At 70.0% G+C, this 19,467-nt stretch carries 14 protein-coding genes; 8 read left to right on the forward strand and 6 right to left on the reverse strand.

Annotation, left to right across the window (positions count from 1 at the left end; all coding sequences use genetic code 11):
- Window positions 1-47: 47 nt before the first annotated feature.
- The 5 genes from ACEYYH_RS04540 to ACEYYH_RS04560 form a co-directional block, all read right to left on the reverse strand.
- Window positions 48-1,529, reverse strand: a complete 1,482-nt coding sequence (locus ACEYYH_RS04540) for a SpaH/EbpB family LPXTG-anchored major pilin (protein WP_374977078.1) — start codon at window positions 1,527-1,529, stop codon at window positions 48-50.
- Window positions 1,530-1,612: 83 nt separating this feature from the next.
- Complete coding sequence (locus ACEYYH_RS04545) at window positions 1,613-4,513, reverse strand: VWA domain-containing protein (protein ID WP_374977079.1); 2,901 nt, start codon at window positions 4,511-4,513, stop codon at window positions 1,613-1,615.
- 867 nt (window positions 4,514-5,380) lie between these two features.
- Entirely contained in the window at window positions 5,381-6,268 is an 888-nt protein-coding gene (locus ACEYYH_RS04550; protein WP_374977080.1) for a hypothetical protein, read from the reverse strand.
- Window positions 6,269-6,276: 8 nt separating this feature from the next.
- Window positions 6,277-8,046 (reverse strand): polysaccharide biosynthesis tyrosine autokinase, encoded by a 1,770-nt coding sequence (locus ACEYYH_RS04555; RefSeq protein WP_374977081.1) that lies wholly within the window; start codon window positions 8,044-8,046, stop codon window positions 6,277-6,279.
- A gap of 72 nt (window positions 8,047-8,118) precedes the next feature.
- The gene (locus tag ACEYYH_RS04560) at window positions 8,119-8,709 is read right to left on the reverse strand and encodes a low molecular weight phosphatase family protein (RefSeq protein ID WP_374977082.1); all 591 of its coding nucleotides are present in this window, start codon (window positions 8,707-8,709) and stop codon (window positions 8,119-8,121) included.
- 35 nt (window positions 8,710-8,744) lie between these two features.
- On the opposite strand from ACEYYH_RS04560, the gene ACEYYH_RS04565 reads away from it, so the two are divergent.
- The 5 genes from ACEYYH_RS04565 to ACEYYH_RS04585 all read left to right on the forward strand — a co-directional run bounded on the left by ACEYYH_RS04565 (window position 8,745) and on the right by ACEYYH_RS04585 (window position 15,305).
- Window positions 8,745-9,605, forward strand: coding sequence for a lysostaphin resistance A-like protein (locus tag ACEYYH_RS04565; RefSeq protein WP_374977083.1), 861 nt, complete (start codon window positions 8,745-8,747; stop codon window positions 9,603-9,605).
- A 196-nt stretch (window positions 9,606-9,801) separates the two neighbouring features.
- Window positions 9,802-10,326: an LPXTG cell wall anchor domain-containing protein gene (locus ACEYYH_RS04570; protein WP_374977084.1), complete on the forward strand. Its 525-nt coding sequence runs from the start codon at window positions 9,802-9,804 to the stop codon at window positions 10,324-10,326.
- A gap of 104 nt (window positions 10,327-10,430) precedes the next feature.
- Window positions 10,431-11,135, forward strand: a complete 705-nt coding sequence (locus tag ACEYYH_RS04575; protein ID WP_374977085.1) for a lysostaphin resistance A-like protein — start codon at window positions 10,431-10,433, stop codon at window positions 11,133-11,135.
- Between the two features lie 73 nt (window positions 11,136-11,208).
- Complete coding sequence (locus ACEYYH_RS04580) at window positions 11,209-13,389, forward strand: hypothetical protein (RefSeq protein WP_374977086.1); 2,181 nt, start codon at window positions 11,209-11,211, stop codon at window positions 13,387-13,389.
- A 74-nt stretch (window positions 13,390-13,463) separates the two neighbouring features.
- Complete coding sequence (locus ACEYYH_RS04585; RefSeq protein WP_374977087.1) at window positions 13,464-15,305, forward strand: DUF222 domain-containing protein; 1,842 nt, start codon at window positions 13,464-13,466, stop codon at window positions 15,303-15,305.
- Window positions 15,306-15,402: 97 nt separating this feature from the next.
- Here the strand turns inward: ACEYYH_RS04585 and galU are convergent, their stop codons facing one another.
- Window positions 15,403-16,296, reverse strand: coding sequence for a UTP--glucose-1-phosphate uridylyltransferase GalU (gene galU / locus ACEYYH_RS04590; RefSeq protein ID WP_374977088.1), 894 nt, complete (start codon window positions 16,294-16,296; stop codon window positions 15,403-15,405).
- 345 nt (window positions 16,297-16,641) lie between these two features.
- Here galU and rplM point away from each other — a divergent pair, with 345 nt between their 5' ends.
- The 3 genes from rplM to glmM are packed head-to-tail and all read left to right on the forward strand — an operon-like array spanning window position 16,642 to window position 18,965.
- Window positions 16,642-17,088 carry a 50S ribosomal protein L13 gene (gene rplM, locus ACEYYH_RS04595; protein ID WP_116194399.1) on the forward strand — a complete coding sequence of 149 codons (447 nt, stop codon included), beginning with the start codon at window positions 16,642-16,644 and terminating at the stop codon, window positions 17,086-17,088.
- A gap of 25 nt (window positions 17,089-17,113) precedes the next feature.
- The gene (rpsI, locus tag ACEYYH_RS04600) at window positions 17,114-17,590 is read left to right on the forward strand and encodes a 30S ribosomal protein S9 (RefSeq protein ID WP_116194398.1); all 477 of its coding nucleotides are present in this window, start codon (window positions 17,114-17,116) and stop codon (window positions 17,588-17,590) included.
- Between the two features lie 16 nt (window positions 17,591-17,606).
- Entirely contained in the window at window positions 17,607-18,965 is a 1,359-nt protein-coding gene (gene glmM / locus ACEYYH_RS04605; RefSeq protein WP_374977089.1) for a phosphoglucosamine mutase, read from the forward strand.
- Window positions 18,966-19,467: the final 502 nt, after the last annotated feature.

Raw genomic sequence — 19,467 nt, forward strand, 5'->3', positions numbered from 1 at the left:
CGGTGGGAAGTCCGTCACAGGGAGGGGGCGTGACGGATAGCGGGGCGTCAGGCCGTGGCGGCTGCGCGCCGACGAGCGGCGAGGAGCGCGATGCCCACGGTCATGACGACGAGCGCGGCACCGCCGACGCCGAACCAGAGGGCGCCGTCACCACCGGTGAGAGGCAGTGCCCACGCCGGAACCTGCGAGTTCTCGACCTTGACGAAGTTGGTGCTCGTCGTGGACTGACCGGCGACGACCTCGACCTTGGTCGGCGTCGCGTCGAGCTGGTAGCCCGCGGGGGCAGCCGTCTCGACGAGCCAGTACGAACCCGGGCGCAGCGCCGGAATGGTGAGCGTGCCGTTCGTGGCGGTGGTCCACTCGTTCGCGCCCGCGACGGTGACGGGCTTGGTGCCGGCCTCATCGAGGAAGAGCTTGAACTTCGCGCCGTTCAGCGGCATTTCGGGGTTGCTGTCGGTCTTCGCGTACTTCAGCACCTTCAGCTGGCCGACCGAGGTGGTCGTCGACGCCGTCAGCTCGCTGTCGTTCACGACGCTGATCGCGTCGTTCTCGATGACGCCGTTGGCCGGGATCGCCTTGACCTGCGTGAGCACCGACACGACGACGGTGCCACCCTGGGCCTGGTTCTGCAGCTTGAGCAGACCGGCCTCGGTGAAGTTCACGACGAGCGACGACGCCGACGGCGTGATCGTGTAGTCGCCCGCGACGAGCGTGACAGCGGCGCCGCCGGCGGCCTTCGCGACGACCGAGGTCGGCGCGACGCCGAGCGTGGTGGCCTGCGCGTCGGTGACGAACGCGAGCTGCGCCGGGTCGACCTGGTCGGTGACGGTGAACTCGGTGAGGTCGTCACCCGACAGGAACGGCACGTCGGCCGTGATCTGCCAGCGCACGAGGTCGCCGTACTTCAGCTCGGACTCCGACGGCACGACGACCGTCTTCTCAAGGCCCGTCACGGCGTTCTTCGGGTACACGTGGACGTTGTAGATCCACTCGTTCGGGTTCTCGGCGTCGGGGCCGGTCGGGAACGGGATCGTGACCAGGAACGGCGCGGCCGGGTCGGTCACGGTCGACGGCGATGCCGTCTCGGTCACCAGGTACAGCGCGTACGGCAGGTTCGCAGCGGTAGCGAGGCCCGTGCTGTTCGTCGTCACGACGGTCTGCGGCGAAAGGCCGGCGGTCGTCGCAGCGGCGATCGGGTTGGCGGCCTCGGCGATCGCCTCGACGGCGTCCCAGCCGGCCGAGGTGGTCAGTGACGGCGTGTTCACCTTCTGGATGGTGAACTGCACACCCTCGAGGCCGACGCCGGTGAAGCCCGGGATCTCTTCACCCGTGCCGGGGTCGAGCGGGCTTGTGGCATCGCGCTCGTACTTGTGGATGGTCAGCGAGCCGGCCTCGCCGGTGATGTTGCCGACGTTGTCGGGCGTCACGGGCGTGGCGGAGGCCGGCGCGGCCACCGCGACGGCGCTCAGGATCCCCAGAGCGAGGGCGCCGACGGCGGCGGTGAGCCGCTTCGAAATGGACGTGGTCATGTTGATCTACTTCCCCAGAAAGTTGGTCAATGTTGCTTCGGTCTTGATGGATCGGGTTGTTCAGTTATCGGCTCATGGTCGGGTCAAGCGGTTCCTCGCTTCATGCGGCGGGCGGCGCGCCACGCGGCCACGGCGACGATCGCCGAGACGATGGCTCCGCCCAGGAGCAGGTAGGCGTCCGACGCGGTGCCGCCGGTCAGCGGCAGCACGACCGCGGGCACCTTGTCGTTGACGAATCGGTAGACCGCGCTCTCGCCGGCGGCGACCTGCACGTCAGCGGAGCCGACGTTCTCCCAGTTGGCGTCGACCGCGGGGTCGGTGCCCGGCTTGAGCTTCTGCAGCGCGAGGTTGCGGTACGCGATGGTGCCGTCGCTCGTCGTCTCGGCCAGCGTGTACGTGTGCGCGGGTCGCACCTCGAACGTGTTGCCGGCGTTCGCGGTGGTCGCCCCGGCCGTCTGCAGCGTCGCGAGCGTGAAGCCCGACGCCGGTGTACCGGTCAGCGTGAAGTCGGCGGGCACGAGGCCCGAGCCGTCAGCTGTCTTCTTGAGCAGCGTCAGCTTCGCGGTCGTGTTCGTGACGGTGCAGGTGACCTTCTGGCCGAGCGGCACCGTGACCTTGGCGTTCGTCACCGCGACCGTGGTGGTCGTGCCGGTGAGCACGCACTGCCAGCCGGAGGAGGCCGGCACGTAGGTGTCGGGGCCACCCGATTCCTTCAGGGTGTACGCCTTGTCGGCCGAGACGCTCGCGGTGACCGGGGCGCTCGTGCTGTAGTTGCCGTTCGGGCCGGCGAGGGCCCCCGAGGGCGCCTGCGCCTCGAGCAGCCACGCCGACGTCGCCGCGGTGCCGGGGGCGGCGACGACCTTCACGAGGTCGAGCGTCTGCGTGCACGTCACGGTGTTGGTGATCTCGAACGTGTTCGCACCACCGACCAGCGTTGCCGTGTAGTCGCCGGTCTTCAGGTCGAACGGCAGACCGGTCGACAGGCTGTTGCCCGCCGTCAGCTTCTGCGACGTGAGCACGCAGCCCGGCAGCAGCTGGGCGTCGATCGACGCCGTCTCGCCCACCGCCAGCTGCTGGCCGATCGCGAAGCCCGTGTACGGCGTGCCCCACTTCGGCGACGGCGTGGTGCCGATCTTGGGCGTGGCCACCAGCCCTGCCGGAACCGCCGGGTCGGCGGCGTTGCCGCGCTGGTAGTACGTACCGACGGTGGTGCCGGCCGAGTCCTTCACGACCCACGTCTTGTTCGCCTGCACGGTGGCTGCCTGGCCGTTGATCACCGTGCACACCACGGCGTCGCCCGTCTTCAGCCCCGTCAGCGAGAACGTCGCCGCGTTCGGGATGCCCGAGATCGGGGCGCCGTTCTTCGTGCACGTCACGCTCTCGACCGACCAGCCGGGTTTCGCCGTCTCGGTGATCGAGACGTTCGCGGTCTGCGTGGTGTTCGTGAACGCGATGCGCCACGGCTGGGGCAGGTAGCCGCCCGTCACGGTCGTCTGCGCACCTGCCGGCGACATCGTGCCCGAACCGGTCTTGGTGGGCGTGAACGTCCAGCCCGCAGCATCCGTCAGTGTTCCGTTGCCCGCCCGCTCCTGCTTGCGCACCTGCACCGTCGCCTCGCACGTGAGCGACGAGGCCAGGTTGCCGAGCTGGGTGGCCACGACGTCCCAGCTGGTCGGGATCGCGAAGTCGGCCTGGCCGATCTGGATGCCGCCGTTCTCGGTCCACTGCACGGGGCCGGTCACCGAGGCGAGGTTGTACGGCGTGTTCGGGTTGAGGTAGTCGCCGACGCCGAACGTGATCATCTGTGTGCCCTCGGCCTTGACGAGGTTGGCCGAGAGGATGGCCTCTTCGATGCCGCGCAGATCGGTCCACGAGCCGTTGCCCGAGCCGCTGCGGTAGCGGGTGGGGTTGCCGTCGGTCAGCATGACGGCGATGTCGTAGTCGGCGCCGGCGACCTGCTCGATGCCGCGATCCCAGTTGGTGTACTGGGTGCCCGACACGGAGATGCCGTTGATCGTGGAGTTGATCGACGAGAGGTTGGCGCTCGTGACCACGGTCGGGTTCATGACGGTGGCCGCGTTGTTGCCGAACTGGAAGATGCCCAGCGACACACCCTTGTCGGCGAACGCGGCCGCGAAGGCCTTCGAGGCGGTGCGAGCGCCGTTCAGGCCCTCGTTGTTGTTGTAGGTCATCGAGGTCGAGGTGTCGACGATGAGCGCGACCTTCAGCCCGGGCGTGCACGTCGGGGCGAAGCGCGGGTTGTCGATCGTGGCGACCATGTCGGCGCCGTAGTGGGCCCAGCGGTTGGTGGTCGACACGGTGCGGGACAGCGGCAGGCCGGGGTTGCCGACGCGGGAGTTGCCGGGCATGTCGCCGAGGCCGGTCGTGGGCACCTGGTACGGCGTCTGCGAGCGGTTGATCACCGGCGTGCGGAACGCGTACGGCGTCGCAGCGAAGCGGTTGGCGTTGCTCGACGAGTCGGTGTTCTCGCCGGTGACCAGGTACTGGCTGAGGAACGCGTCGGGGCCGGCGGTCGCGGTCGGGACCACCCAGTATCGCGAGCCGTTCGAGGTCGGGACGTTGTTCAGCACGAAGCTGCAGTCGCCGTCGGCGTCGGTCGTGCAGGTCGCGACGACCGTGCTGCCGTACGTCGCGCCGTTGTCGACCGTCGTCTCGTTGCGCAGCTCGAGTGTGATGCCCGCGGTGGCCGAGGTCGTCGTCTGGGTGCCCGCGGCGGCGCGGAGGGCGCGCAGGTTGACCGTGACGGCTGCGCCGGTGGACGGGATCGACGCCGGCGCGGCGAGCGGTGCGATTGCCTGCGCCGCGCTCGCGGCGGCGGTGTCGAGCGACGCGGCCGGTGCGACCGACGGCACGGCGAGAGCGGGTGCCAGCCCGCCGAGCACGAGGCCGGCCGACAGCACGGTGGCGGCGATGGCGCCTGCCGAGCGCCGGGTGTGGCGGCGGTTTCGGGCACGCTGGCGCATTTTCCGGCGCGATGAAGCGTCGATGTTCATTCGGTGCCCCCCAGAGGCATCGCTACAGAAGGCAGCCCCAGACCCGACGCGCCCCCACGGCGCACGGGCTCTGCCCTCAGATGTGCCGCACTTCGCGAGGACCGCCGGAGAACTTCGGGTACCCGGCGCCGCGACGAAGCGCAACGTTCATGAACCTAGGGGTCTCATTCGCCTGCATCCAAGTTCCATTACGCGACTTGAGGAGAAACCGCGGGGATCTTGAGGTTTGCGGGAGGGTGTGGGCGCGTTTCGACTCGCTCGTTCCTCGCTCGCTCAACGAGCGAGGGGGAGGCGGTTCCTCGCTCGCTCAACGAGCGGGGGAGGAGAGCGGGGGGAGCGGGTGTGGAGCGACCGTGGAACCGGCCGGGAGCGAGCGGGAAAGGGGCCGGGGGAACCGGACAAAGGAGCCCGCCGCGGCTCTCGGGAAGTCGCGGCGGACTCGGTATGGGCCTGCTACTCGAGGGCGATCACCAGGAGGCTCGCGCCCGTCCCCCTGAGCGGGGCGATGCCCACGCGCTCAGCGCGACCCGCAATCGGTGTCGCTGTCTCGGCATATCGACCTCGGCTTTCGTCCTGCGCCTCGGGTGACGCGAACCGGACGGCCCCGTCCGACAGCCCCAGTGTGCCGGACCCGAGAAATGTTCCTCGCCCACGACGGTTTCGTCAAGAGCATGCGGGCGCCGGGGTTGCTCGGAGGCCCGGGGCGTTTCGACTCGCTCGTTCCTCGCTCGCTCAACGAGCGGGGAGCGGGGAGCGGGGGACGGGGAGCAGGGGACGGGGAGCGTGGGACGGGGAGCGGGGAGCGGCGTGAGGGGTGAGCGGTGAGCGGGGAGCGTGTCAGGGGATGCCGACGAGAGCGTCGCCGATCCACGCCACGACGCCATCACCGCGTGGGGCGATCGCGACCGGGGACGCAGCATCCGTTCCCTCCGCGCAGCCCACCGGCGACGCGACATCCGGAGTGGCGGCGGCCACGCGCGCGATCGCCACACCGGCGCAGTCGTCGGTGCGATGTGCGACGAGGACGTCCGGACCGTCGACGGTCACCGCCAGCGCGTTCTCAGGGGCCAGTGTGACCCACTCATCGCCCGACCACGACCACGCGCGGTCGTCGCAGACCAGGGCCACGACGTCGCCGAAGGCGTGCAGGCCGAGGGCCGTGGCGCACGGTGCGGGCACTGGGCCCCAGGGGAAGTGCACCGAGCCCGGGTCGCTCGGCTCGATGTAGCGCGAGGCGGCGAGCACGTCGGGGTATGAGTCCCAGAACTCGCCGCGCGTGTACGTGCGCAGCGCCTGCGGCTCGCAGCCGGCCACGGCCGCGACGATCTCGGCGTCGCGCGCCGAGAACGCCTCGAGCGTCTGCACCTGCGTGATGCCCCGGTAGACGGGGGTCACGTCGGTCCAGGTCGCTCCCTGGTCGTACGAGCGCTCGATCAGCGGCGCCGGGCCGGCGCAGGAGCCCGCGGTGGCGCGCCACCACACCTCGGAGCCGAGCCCGAGCAAGCGGGTCTGCTCGAGGATCGGGGCGGTCGCCGTGGCGGTTGGGGTCGGCGTCGGGGTCGGGGTCTGCACGCCGAGCGTGAACTCCGGCACCGGCTCGGCCTCGCCGCCCGTGGACTCAGGGCGCGTGTGCTGGAGCGCGGCGAAGACGAGCACGGCGACGGCGGCCACGAGCACGGCGATTCCCGCTACCGCGACCCATTTCGCGGCGCCCAGACGTTGCATGACGGCGGTCAGGGAAGAGGGTCGTTGCGACCGGGCGCGTTCGACGCACCACCGGCCTGGCGGATGATGTCGTCGAGCGTCAGGTTCGGGTCGGGAGCGGCCTGAGCCTGATCGGCCTGATCGGTTGCGGGGATCGAGCGCACCGCGGAGACCCGGGGCGTTTCGACTCGCTCGTTCCTCGCTCGCTCAACGACCGGCTGGGGAGCGGAGACCCGGGGCGTTTCGACTCGCTCGTTCCTCGCTCGCTCAACGACCGGCTGGGCGACCGGTTGTGCGGCGGGCTGTGCGGGGGTGCGGGGCGTTTCGACTCGCTCGTTCCTCGCTCGCTCAACGACCGGTTGTGCGACCGGTGCCTTGGGCGGTGCGGGCTTGGCCTTCTTCGCCTTCTTGCCCCTCGCCGGCTGATCCTGGACGTACCCGTAGCCGTACCCGCCGTAGCCGTACCCGTAGCCGTAGGCGTACGAGTCCGGGCCGCGCGTCGGCACCATCGTCATAGCCACACCGGCGATACGCGCACCGGCGGTGTTCAGCGCGTCCACCGCGCCCGTGAGCTGGTGGCGGTTGGTGTGACCGGCGCGCACCACGAGGATCGCCCCGCTGGTCGCGTTCGCGAGGATCGCAGCATCCGTCACCGGAAGCAGGGGAGGCGCGTCGCACAGCACGACGTCGAAGTCGCGCTCGAGAGCCTCGAGCAGCTGGTGCATGCTCTTCGACCCCAGCAGCTCGCTCGGGTTCGGCGGGATCTTGCCTGCGGGCAGCACGTAGAGGCTGCGGTTGCCCCACGGGAGCATCACGTCGGCCAGGCGCGCGCGGCCGATCAGCACGTCGGTCAGGCCGGCGCCGCCCTCGATGCCGAGATACTCGGCCACCTTCGGCTTGCGCAGGTCGGTGTCGAGCAGCGCGACGCGCTTGCCGGCATCGGCCAGAGCGATGGCCAGGTTGATGGTCGAGGTCGACTTGCCCTCGCTCGGCACGCTCGAGGTGATCACGTACGACGCGTGCCCGTCGGTGTCGAGGAACTGCAGGTTCGTGCGCATCGCGCGGAACGACTCGGCCCGCGGGCTGAGCGGGTCGGCGTGCACGATGAGCGGGCGCTCCTTGGCCTTCGGGTCGAAGGCGATGGCACCGAGCAGCGGCCGGTCGGTGACCTGCTCCACATCCCGCGGGGTGCGGATGCGCGTGTCGAGCACGGCCCGCAGCACCGCGACGCCGATGCCGAGCGCGAGACCCACCAGCGCGCCCAGCGCGAGGTTGAGCGGAACGTTGGGGCTCGACGGCTTGAGCGGCGGCAGCGCATCCTTCACGCGCTCGACGCGCACGGGGCTCGTGTCGGTGCCGTTCGGCGTCTCGAGCCGCTCGACGACCGACTTCAGCGACGCACCGAGGGCGTTCGCGACGTCGGCCGCCTGCACCGGGTCGGAGCCGGTCACCGTGATCGTGATCAGGGTCGTGTTGAGAGCAGCGGATGCCTCGACGGTCGCCGAGAGCTCGTTCGCGGTCATGCCGAGATCGAGCTCGGCGATCACCGGATTCATCACGATCGGCGTCGACACGAGGTTCGTGTACGTCTGCACGCGGGACTGCGTGAAGTTCGATCCCTGCTGCAGATCCTGGATGGTCGAACCCGACTGGGTCGACACGAAGACCGTGCTCTGCGCCTCGTACTGAGGGGTGCGGGTGAGCGACCATGCGGCCGCCACCCCGATCCCTACCAGGGTGGCGACGACGATGATCACCCAGTTCTTGCGCAGGATCCGGATGTAGTCGGTGAGCTCCATGTCGCCTCTCGTGGGGGTTGGGCGTGTGCTCCGTGAATTGTCGCACAGGGCCCGGTCGAGCCCAGGAAAGCGTTACGCCGTGGCCAGCCGCACCAGCGCGGCGGTCGCCGTCACGGCGGGCTCGAGCTGCCGCGCCGAGAGCAGGTACGTCTCCCACGGCTGCCGGTACGGGTCGATCACATCGTCGTCGTCCGGATCCTCCGGCGGCGGCACGAGACCGCGATAAGACGCGACAACGGATGCTGCGGCCCTGAGCTTCTCGGACGGGGAGGTGGAAGCATCCGTCGCGGCTCTGATCTCGTCTTCGGGCACCGCGGCGGCGATGCGCGCGAACTCGCGGATCGTGAACGTCGAGCGCAGCCGCGAGGGCGCCAGCTCGGCGATCGCGCGGCGGTGCACGCGGGTCATCGCGAGGATGAGGTCGGGCGACACGAGGTGCTGCTCGGTCAGGAACCGCGACCGGTGCTCGGCCGTCTCGGACGCCGGAACGCCGAGCGCCTGGGCGATGTGCGCGGCCTCGGGAGTCATCGGTGCGGCGGGCAGGCCCCGCGTGCCAGCGCTCGAGACATGCGGCGCGAGGTCGGCGAGACGGTCGCGCAGCAGCTGCTCGGCGAGGGGCGATCGGCAGATGTTGCCCGTGCACACCGTGAGGATGTCGAACACGAAAGGGCCTCCACGGGGCGGGGTAACGTTGGCGCGTGCCCGATCAGCCTAGCGACGCCGCACCCGTGGTCGATCTGTGGTCGCTGCAGCCGCCGGCGGCTGCTCCTGCGGCTGGTTTCAAGGACGAGGCGCCCGTCTCCGCTGAGGAGCCGGCGCCGAGGCGGTCGCGGCGCGCCGCGCACGAGGCCCGCACGGACTGGCGGCTCGGCGGGCGCACGGTGTACCGCTGGCGCGAAGGCCTGCTGGCGATCGCGCTGATCTCGCTCGGCGCGGGTGTGCTGCTCGGCGCGCTCGTCGCCGCGGTCTGGGATTCGCCATGGGCCGCAGCATCCGCCACCGTCATCGTCTGGATCGGGATGCTGCTGCCCATCGTGTGGGCCTTCACCCGGTCGCGCCCGATCGGTCTGCTGCGCGTGCGCGCGCTGGATCTGCTCTACGGGGTCGTGCTCGGTGCGCTGCTGCGGACGACGCAGGGGTGGCTCGAGGGGCTCGGCGGCACGCCGGCCGAGTGGCCGGTGCTCGTGCAGGTGGATGGGTCGGTGCCGTTCTCGACGGTGATCTTGGATGTCGTCGGGCCGATCGTGGTGGCGCCCGTGGTGGAGGAATTCTTCTTCCGCGGCGTGCTGCTCGTCGCGCTGTACACGGTGCTGCGGCGGCCGTTCGGCAAGCTCACGGCGGGGCTGGCGGCCGCGCTCGGATCGACCGCGCTGTTCGTCGTGATGCACGGGATCTCGGGTGCTGCGGACGTGAGCGGAGTGGTGTCGCTCTCGCTCCTGGGGATGGTGTGCGCGCTGCTCGTGCTGCTGACCGGACGCATCTGGGGAGCCGTGCTCGTGCACGCGGTGTACAACGCCTCGTACGTGGGGTTGTCGCTGCTCGCGGGCGCAATGACCTAGGTCTTTGGGCATTCTGCGCTCTTTTGTCCCCCAAAGGGGGGACAGGTACGACAATTTGTTACCTTCCGGAAACCTCAGGCCTCTCATCGAACTCTCAGAATGCGATAGCGTGTCTCGAGTCGGGCAACCGGGGAGCGCTTGCCCGACACAAATCCCCCCAGCCGATGACGTGCAAGTACCTCGGGAGATCTCTGCCATGTTCAAGAAGACCTTCGCCGCGATTGCTGTCGCAGGCCTGCTGGTTCTCGGCGGTGCCGGCGCGGCATCCGCTGACTACACCCCTGACCCCCCGACCGTCGTGGTGAGTGACACCACGCCCGCCGTGGGTCAGACCATCACCATCACGTTCAACAACCTGAACGTCCCCTTCGTTCGCATCACCGTCACCCCCGGCCAGGGCGTCACGCTCGCGTCGCTGGTCCACGCAGCGGGCACCGGCGGAGTGGAGAAGCAGGTCGTCGACGGCTCGGCTTCGGTCCAGTTCACCGCCAGCCAGACCGGCACCTACGCGATCACCGCTGTGGACGGCGAGGGCAACGTGGTCGGCACCCAGACCGTCACGGTCGGCACGGCCGCTTCCACCGGTGGCTCGGGCACGCTGCCCGCCACGGGTGGCGAGGTTCCCGGCGCGATCATCTGGCTCGGCGTCGGCGCCATCGGCCTCGGCGGCATCGCCGTCGCGGCAGCGGTCGCCCGTCGTCGCGCAGCGGCCAACCGCTGATCCACAGCATCACGAAGACCCCGGGCTCCGGCCCGGGGTCTTTGGCTTATCCAGGGGTCGGGGGGCCTATGGTGAACAACGGGGCCGAGGGGTCGGCACATTCGATGGTTCGCGGGCGCGCGTGGCGGCATCCGTGGGTGGCGCTGGCGGTCGCGGCCGTGGGCGCGCTGCTCGCCGCGGCGGTGATCCTCTGGCTGCCGTCGGTGCATTTCGCGCTCGCTCGCTGGCCGGCGGTGGTGGTCGCGCTCGTCGACCTGGTGCTGCTGTCGGCTCCACTGCTCGGCGCAGTCTTCGTCGCCGTGCGGGTGACGCAGGAGCGGTTCGCGGCGGCGACCGGGCTGCGCGGGTTCTCGTGGATCGACGCCGTCGCCGGACTCGGCGTCGGGCTCATCGCGCGAGCGCTGGTGGAGCTCGTCGCACCGACCGCCGGCGGACTCGGGGGCGGGCTCGTTTCGGATGACTCGAGCGTGCTGGCGGCGACGATCGTAGCCCTCGCCGGGGCCGTGCTCGTCACCCCCGTGATCGAGGAGCTGTTCTTCCGCGGATTGCTCCAGCGCACCCTCGGCGACGCGCTCGCCGGCGCGGGGCGGTGGGTCGCCGGCGCCGTCGCGGTGCTGGTGGCGACCGCGATCTTCACCGGACTTCACGTGCTGGCCTACGGTGCCTTCGTGCCCGTCGGACTGCTCGTGGGAACCGTGGCCGTGGGGCTCGGCTGCGGTGTGCTGACGCTGCTCACCGGAAGGCTCGCCGGAGCGTTGATCGCGCATGTCGTCTTCAACGCGATCGGGGTGGCGCTGCTGATCTGGTGAGGCGGCGGGTCGCAGCATCCGTTCCTCTTATATAGGCATCGTGAGCCGCGGGTGCGGCGGGTAGCGTTTTCGTATGGATTCGCCGTTCGACGACCCGGAGTTTCTCGCACAGTTGGCCGCGATGGGCGTGGTGTATTCACCCGGATCCGGCAAACGGGTGCTCGATGAGATGGCGCCGCTGCTGGCTGCCGAGGGCATCGACCTCGATGACCTCGGTGACGTCGACCTCGATGAGGTGAACGCGGCCCTCGCGCGGGCGACCGAGCGGCACAACCTCGCACTCTTCACGCCGGTGGGAGCGCAGCGCGAAGACGCGCTCGCCGTGCTGCGCGAGTTCGCGGTGAGACTGGCCGACGAGCAGGACTCCGACCCCTTCGCCGTGCTCGCTGCGGTCGAGACCGATCCCGCCGACGACTCGGCGGCGATCTCGCACGTCATCGGGGTCGCGCTCGGGCTGCTCGACGACTGGCACACCAACCCGGCGTGGAATGCGGCGCTCGCCGGAACCCGGCTGCGCCGCGGGCCGCGGCCCGGTCAGGCTGCAGCGAAGGATCTGCTCGCGCTCGCACGAAAGGGCCGCGCGTTCGCGTCGCTCGACCGGATGCACCGGGGACACAGCGGACTCGCGATCTTCCAGGGCTCGGCGCTGCTCGTCGCGGATGCGATGGGGCGCCGGGCCGCAGCGGAGGGCATGGACGTGCCGGCCGTTGCGGAACGCGAGCTCACCGGAGCGCCGCGGTTGAGGGTGGTGCGGGGCGAGGGTGGGGCGGGTTCGGGCTCGGGTGGCTCGGGTTCGGGCTCGGGCTCGGGTGCGGGTAGGCGCGGTTCGGGCTCGGGCTCGGGTTCGGGTGCGGGCTCGGCGTTCGGCGCGGGTGCGGGTGCGGGTGCGGGTGCGGGTAGGCGCGGTTCGGGTTCGGGTGCGGGCTCGGCGTTTGGTGCGGGTGCGGGTGCGGGTGCTCGAGGTGGTGCGAATGCGCCGGGGAGCAGCTTCGTTCGCCCCGCTGCGCCGGAGCCGCCGACCCCGATCTTCGGGCGGGCGTCGGGCGGTAGCATCCGTTCTCGCGATCAGCGTCTCGTGCGCGACTTCGGGACCTGGCTGCGGAGGCAGGAGGCGATCGCGGCGGCCGATCCCGCGCAGGAGCTGACGATGTTCGAGGCGCTGATCTCGCTCGCGCGGGAGGAGGAGCTCGACCTGCAAGAACCGGAAGACGTCGAACTGATGATCGACGTCGTTCTCGACGACGACCACGACGAGCCAGAGGCTGATGAGGCTGCGGAGCAGGCGCTGGACACGCTGCACGACTACGTGCATTTCCGCATCGAGACGTCCGCCGACCCCGAAGAGTGGGATCTCGTCCACGAGGAGATCGAGCTCGCGCTCGACGAGGTCGACCCCGGGCGGGCGCTCGTCGTCGAGGCGGTCGCCGCGACGCTGGCACTCGATCCCACCGAGCGGTGGGCGGGGCTGGTCGCGACTCCGGTGATCGCCGGCGTCGCGGAGCTGCTGGAGTGGATCGGCGCGGGTCAGCCCGTCACGTCGACGGGAGGCGTGCGACGGGCGGACATCGAACGCGTCGCGGGCATGATCGGCATCGCGGCGGTCGGGGTGAGCAAGCGCACGGCGTCGGAGCCGGGCGACCCCGTGCAGGCGTCGTCGATGTACGACGTGCCGATGCTGGCGACGTGGTGGGAGGCGCTGCAGGTCGCCGAGATCATCAGCATCTCGCCGACGCGCGTGCGCCGCGGTGCAGCGGCAGAACGGTGGGGGATCGAAGGCGGAGCGGAGACTCCGGGGGGTCGGGGCTCGTCGGGTGCTCGAGGTGGGGCGGGGGCTCGGAGTGGGGCGGCGGTTCGGGGTGGTGCGGGTCTGCAGGGTCTGTCGGTGTCGGGGGAGGGCGTCGCGCCTGCCGGGATCGAGCTCGCGGAGCAGCTGATCGGGTTGGTCGTGGCGGATCTCGTGACCGGCGCCGGGATGCCGGCGGGCGGCGGAATCGACGAGGAGCTCATCGAGGCTCGCGTCGAGGCGGTGCTCATGACGGTCGATCCGAGCCGGGAGGGGCCCGACATCAGCGGCCTCCCGATGTGGCAGCAGTATCTGGTGGCCGGGCTGATCGTCGACCTGGCGCGGCTGGGCCTCGTGGATCCTCAGGGCGAGTCCGGACCCGAGACGCCGGTCGCGCTGAAGGCTGCCGTGGCCAAGGGGGCGGTGCTCGCGATGGCGTACTTCGCGGCGATGAACGGACTTCTGGAGTAAGGGTTGCCGCGCTGGACCCGGAGCGAATGGGGAACAGAGATTCGAATGTCTGAGGTTGGTGAGATGCTTCAGATATGAACATCCTCACCGATCTGCGGGGCCGGCTCGACCGGCTCGCGGCATGGTCGGAGCTGGATGTCGATGCTGAGACGCTCCCGTCGAGTGCAACGCGGTTGAGCGATGCGTCGGTGCTCGAGATCCTCGCAGAGGTCGGCGCGATCGCGAACGACGCGGATCGGCTGCAGGCGGTGATCGCCGGAGTCGCGGCCACGAGGTCGTCGCGCGACCGCGGCCAGGGCGGCCTCGCGGCCGGGCAGGGATTCTCGACGCCCGAGAAGCTGATCCAGTCGATCACCGGCGGCACGAGGGCCGACGCCGTGCGCCAGGTCCGCGTCGGCACGTCGTTGATAGCGGGGACGGATGCTGCGCCCCCGCCGCTCGAGCCAGGGGCCGGGGTGTCAGGTGGAACGGGGCTGCCGGGGTTCGGTGACGACGGGATCGGTGCCAGCTCGGGCGGTGGACTTCCGGGGGTCGGTGCTGACGACGAGGCCGGCGCGGTGGGCGACGCCTCGGCGCGGGTGGTGCCGTGGGACGAGCCGTTGCGTCGAGGGCTCCTCGAGGGATGGCTGACAACGGCGCAGCATGACGCGATCCGGCGCGGGCTCGGCGAACCGCGGGTGGCGACCGCTGAGCGCGGCGCGGATGCAGGGTCTGGTGCGGGTGATACGCCTGCGGGGGAGGGCGAGGCCGGCGGGAGTGGTGCCGAGCCCGGCGTGGATGGAGCTGATCTGCCCGGCGGCGAGGGGGATCCGGGGGAGTCGATGCTGTTCCCGCTGACGGCCCCCGCCGAGGCGGCGGCCCGCGAAGCGATGGTGCGTGAGGCGTGGATGCTTGCGGCCGAAGCGCTCGCGGTCGAGGCGTCGAGCCTCCCGGTCGAAGAGCTGGCGAAGCGCGCGCGCACGATGCGGGACATGCTCGACCCGGTCGGGGCCGAGGAGCGTTACGGTCGACGGTTCGAGAACCGTGGATTCCGCACGTGGACCGACGCCGACGGGCAGGAGCGCGGAACGATCGTCTTCGACGATGAGATGGGGGCGTTCGTCCGGTCCATGCTTGCCGCGGGACTGCGTCCGCGTCGCGGCGGTCCTCGTTTCATGACCGATGAAGAGCGCGCGGCCGCGGAGAACCTTATCGACGACCCGCGCACGAACGACCAGCTCGCCTATGACCTGCTGATGGATGTCATCCGCGCGGGCGCGCTCGCCGAGGCGAAGAGCGTGTTCGGGTCGCGGCAGCCGGGCGTGCGGATGGTCGTCGTGAAAGACGCCGGTCCTCGCGATGCGTTCGGAAGGCTTCTCGCCGTCGGGCACGACATGGACGGCGGATGCGCCCTCCCGGGCTCGGTGATCGACCGCAATGCGTGCGCCAACGGGTTCATCGAGGTCATCGTCGACCCCGAAGGCAACCCCTTCGACCTGGGGCGCGAAGCCCGCATGTACTCCGCGTCGCAGCGACTCGTGCTCGCCGTCCGCGACGGCGGCTGCGTGTGGCCGGGCTGTGACCGGCCGCCGTCGTACTGCGAAGCGCACCACATCGACCACTTCGCCGAGGGTGGCAACACCGACGTGGATCGCGGCGTGCTGCTCTGCCGCTTCCACCATATGAAGCTGCACAACACCGGGTGGCGTATCACGAGGGACGGGAAGGGACCGTTCGTGCTGCGCCCGCCCGCCGGGGAAGGCGCCCCGATCGTGCTGGTGTCGAAGTCGGCCTGGAGTTGGGCGTGGGATCCGCCCCGACCGCCCGACCGAGCCGAATGGCGACAACCGCCGGACCTTCCGCCGAGACCCGCAAGTCCGGGTCCGCGGACCCCCGAGGGGTCTCGCACTCCGGTCATCGCGCGCGTGGCGGACTGAGTTCGGGCACGCCATCCAGACCCTGAACCCGGGGGCTGGCTCGGGCGGGGACGGATGCCTCGGGTCGCGGCATCCGTCCATGCTCGCCGCGTCCTGCTCAGCCGAGTTGAGGTGCGAGTTCCTTGATCCAGCTGGCCAGTTCGGGGCCGAGGTCGTCCCGGTCGAGGGCGAGTCGGATGGTCGACTTCAAGTAGTCGAGGCGATCGCCGGTGTCATAGCGGCGACCTCCGAACACGACACCCAGCACAGGTCCGGCGATCTGCTCGTCGTCGGCGAGCACCTCGAGCGCGTCCGTCAGCTGGATCTCGCCGCCCTTACCGGGCTCGGTGCGCTCGAGCACGTCGAAGATCTCAGGCTTCAGCACATAGCGACCGATGATCGCCAGGTTGCTCGGTGCCTCATCAGCCGACGGCTTCTCGACCAGAGCCTTGATCTTGACGATGTCGGACTCATCGGTGGTCTCGACATCTGCGCACCCGTAGAGGTGGATCTGGCTCGGGTCGACCTCCATGAGGGCAACGACGGTCGCCGACTGCCCCTGCGAGACCTCGATCATGCGCGAGAGCAGCGGGTCGCGGGCGTCGATGAGGTCATCGCCGAGGAGAACGGCGAACGTCTCGTTGCCGACGTGCTTGCGGGCGCGCAGCACCGCATGACCAAGACCGCGCGGATCGCCCTGGCGGACGAAGTGCACGTCGGCGAGTGAGCTGGAATGCATGACCCGCTCGAGCTTGGTCATGTCACCCTTGCGGTGAAGCGTGTCTTCGAGCTCGGTGACCCGGTCGAAGTGGTTGGCGAGCGCGTTCTTGTTGCGTCCGATGATGACGAGCACATCATCGATGCCCGCAGCCACCGCCTCTTCGACCACGTATTGGATGGCGGGCTTGTCGACGACGGGGAGCATCTCCTTCGGCATCGCCTTGGTGGCCGGAAGGAAGCGCGTGCCCAAACCGGCGGCGGGGATCACTGCTTTGATCGACGGTGCGTTCATGAGAGCCAGGTTAGAGACATCCTGTGAACGGGGTGTGACAGATGTCGCACGTTGTGTCGCGTGCGAGGTTGCGCGTGACGTGAACGGCGTGGCGCGCCGGATGCGATGAGATCAGCAGGTAGAGAGCCGGTTTGGCCGCAGCATCCGTGTCGCGTACTATTGATCTTTGGTGTCCGGCTCAGCTGACCCGGCACCGCGAACGTGAGCCCTCCACTGGCGTGTTCTGCGTTTCGACTCGCGTCGCTCGCTCAACGAGCGGGTGATGCATGCGAACCGATCAAGACAGAACCACCCCGGAGTGGGATTCACGAACCTCTCCGTTCGAATCAAGAAAGCAGCACTACTGTGACGCGCACTTACACCCCCAAGGCTGGCGAAGCCCAGCGCGAGTGGCTGGTCATCGACGCGACTGACGTCGTCCTCGGCCGCCTCGCCTCGCACGCTGCCGCGCTCCTGCGTGGCAAGCACAAGGCGACCTTCGCCCCCCACGTCGACATGGGCGACTTCGTCATCATCATCAACGCCGACAAGGTCGCGCTGACGGGCCAGAAGCTCGAGCAGAAGAAGGCCTACCGTCACTCGGGCTACCCGGGCGGCCTCAAGTCGGTCACCTACGCGGAGCTCCTCGAGAAGAACCCGGTCCGCGCCGTGGAGAAGGCCGTCCGCGGCATGCTCCCGAAGAACACCCTCGGCGCCAACCAGCTGTCGAAGCTCAAGGTGTACCGCGGTGCCGAGCACCCGCACGCCGCGCAGAAGCCCACCGCGTACGTTTTCGACCAGGTCGCCCAGTAAGCGCCGCACAGAACAGGACACACTGATGGCGAACATCGAAGAAACCCCCACGAGCTACTCCACTGAGACCACCGTCGACGAGACCGTCGTCGCCGCCGAGCGCCCCGTGCTCTCGGTCTCGGGCGCCGCAGTCGGTCGCCGCAAGCAGGCCATCGCCCGCGTGCGCGTCGTCCCGGGCTCCGGCACCATCACGGTCAACGGCCGTGCGTTCGAGGACTACTTCCCGAACAAGCTCCACCAGCAGCTCATCACCGACCCGTTCACGGTCCTCAACCTCACGGGTGCGTACGACGTCATCGTCCGCATCTCGGGTGGCGGCCCCTCGGGCCAGGCCGGCGCGCTCCGCCTCGGCATCGCCCGTGCGCTGAACGAGATCGACGTCGAGAACAACCGCCCGACCCTCAAGAAGGCCGGCTTCCTCTCGCGCGACGCCCGCGTCATCGAGCGCAAGAAGGCCGGTCTCAAGAAGGCCCGCAAGGCGCCGCAGTACTCGAAGCGCTGATCGGCTTCCATTCCGTATGCCGATCTTTGGCACGGACGGGGTGAGGGGGCTGGCCAACGGCCCCCTCACCGCCGATCTCGCACTGTCCCTGGCCCAGGCGACCGCCGTCGTCCTGGGCCAGGGCCGTTCCGCCGAGGCGCGTCGCGCCGCGGGCAAGCGACTCACCGCCGTCGTCGCCCGCGACCCGCGCGTCTCCGGTGAGTTCCTCTCCGCCGCGGTCGAAGCGGGCCTGGCCTCGTCGGGCGTCGACGTCTTCGACGCCGGCGTGCTGCCGACCCCCGCAGCGGCGTTCCTGATCGCCGACATGGATGCCGACTTCGGCGTCATGGTCTCGGCATCCCACAATCCCGCACCCGACAACGGGATCAAGATCTTCGCCCGCGGCGGCGTGAAGCTGCCCGACGTCGTCGAACAGCGCATCGAAGCGGCGATGTCCGGCCCCAAGCTGCAGCCCACGGGCGCCGCGGTCGGTCGCATCCGCCGGTTCGCCGACGCCGAGGACCGCTACGTCATCCACCTGCTCGGCTCGCTGCCGCACCGCCTCGACGGGATCCACGTCGTGCTCGACTGCGCTCACGGCGCGGCATCCGGCGTCTCGCCCGAGACGTTCGCCGACGCCGGCGCCAAGGTCACCGTCATCGGCGCCGACCCCGACGGCTGGAACATCAATGACGGCGTCGGCTCGACCCATCTCGACCAGCTCGCCGAGCACGTGGTGCGCGTCGGCGCCGACGTGGGCATCGCGCACGACGGCGACGCCGACCGCTGCCTCGCGGTCGACGCGAACGGCACGGTCGTCGACGGCGACCAGATCATGGCGATCCTCGCGGTGTCGATGAAGAACCGCGGCGAGCTCAAGGACGACACGCTCGTCGCCACCGTGATGAGCAACCTCGGACTGCACCGCGCCATGTCGGCGCACGGCATCCACGTCGAGACCACCGCGGTCGGCGACCGCTACGTGCTCGAGCGCATGAACGAGCAGGGCTTCTCGCTCGGCGGCGAGCAGTCCGGTCACGTCATCATGAGCGACTACGCCACGACGGGCGACGGACTCCTCACCGGCCTGCACCTGGTCGCCGAGATGGCGCGCACCGGCAAGACGCTCGAAGAGCTCGCGTCGATCATGACCGTATACCCGCAGGTGCTCGTCAACGTGAAGGACGTCGACCGTACCCGCGCCGCCACCGACGAGGGCGTCCAGGATGCCGTCGCCCGCGCCTCGGCACAGCTCGGCCTCTCAGGACGCGTGCTGCTGCGCCCGTCGGGCACCGAGCAGCTCGTGCGCGTGATGGTCGAGGCGTCCTCCGAGGACGAAGCCCGCCGCCACGCCGACGAACTCGCCGGCGTCGTGCGCGAGCGCCTCTCGCTGTAGTCCTCGCCGGGTCCCGGTCTTGGCCCGCGACCTCGAAGGGTGGATCCCCGCACGCCGGTCGTGCGGGGATCCACCCTTCTGCGGTTGCGGGAACAGCGGTCGGAATCGGTCGGATGCCGCGACTCCGCGTGTCGCGACCCCCGATGCCCGGGTCGCCGGCGTCCCAGCTGTTCGGCGGTCCGTTGTAGCGGGCGTGCACGCGGATAACGCGCCCAAGGCGACTGCCGAACCGCGCGATGCGGTCGTGACAGGCTGGTTCCGCAGTCCCCTGTCGCGGGTGCCGAGACGGATCATGCACCAGAAGTGACTGCGGAACAGAAGGGGCCCGCTGCGACCCCGGTCGCCGCCCGATCCCAACGCCTTCGCGGCGCTCGGAGCTCCGGTTCGGCGCGCAAACCGTTCCGCCGTCGGTCAGCGCCGGGGTTTCTTTTCCTGATCCGGGCTTATCGCCGATGTCGGCGCTGCTGGACCCGTCGCCCGCCGAGTCTCGTAGACCCCTATC

The sequence above is a fragment of the Microbacterium trichothecenolyticum genome (assembly GCF_041938625.1).
GTDB classification, from domain to species: domain Bacteria; phylum Actinomycetota; class Actinomycetes; order Actinomycetales; family Microbacteriaceae; genus Microbacterium; species Microbacterium trichothecenolyticum_D.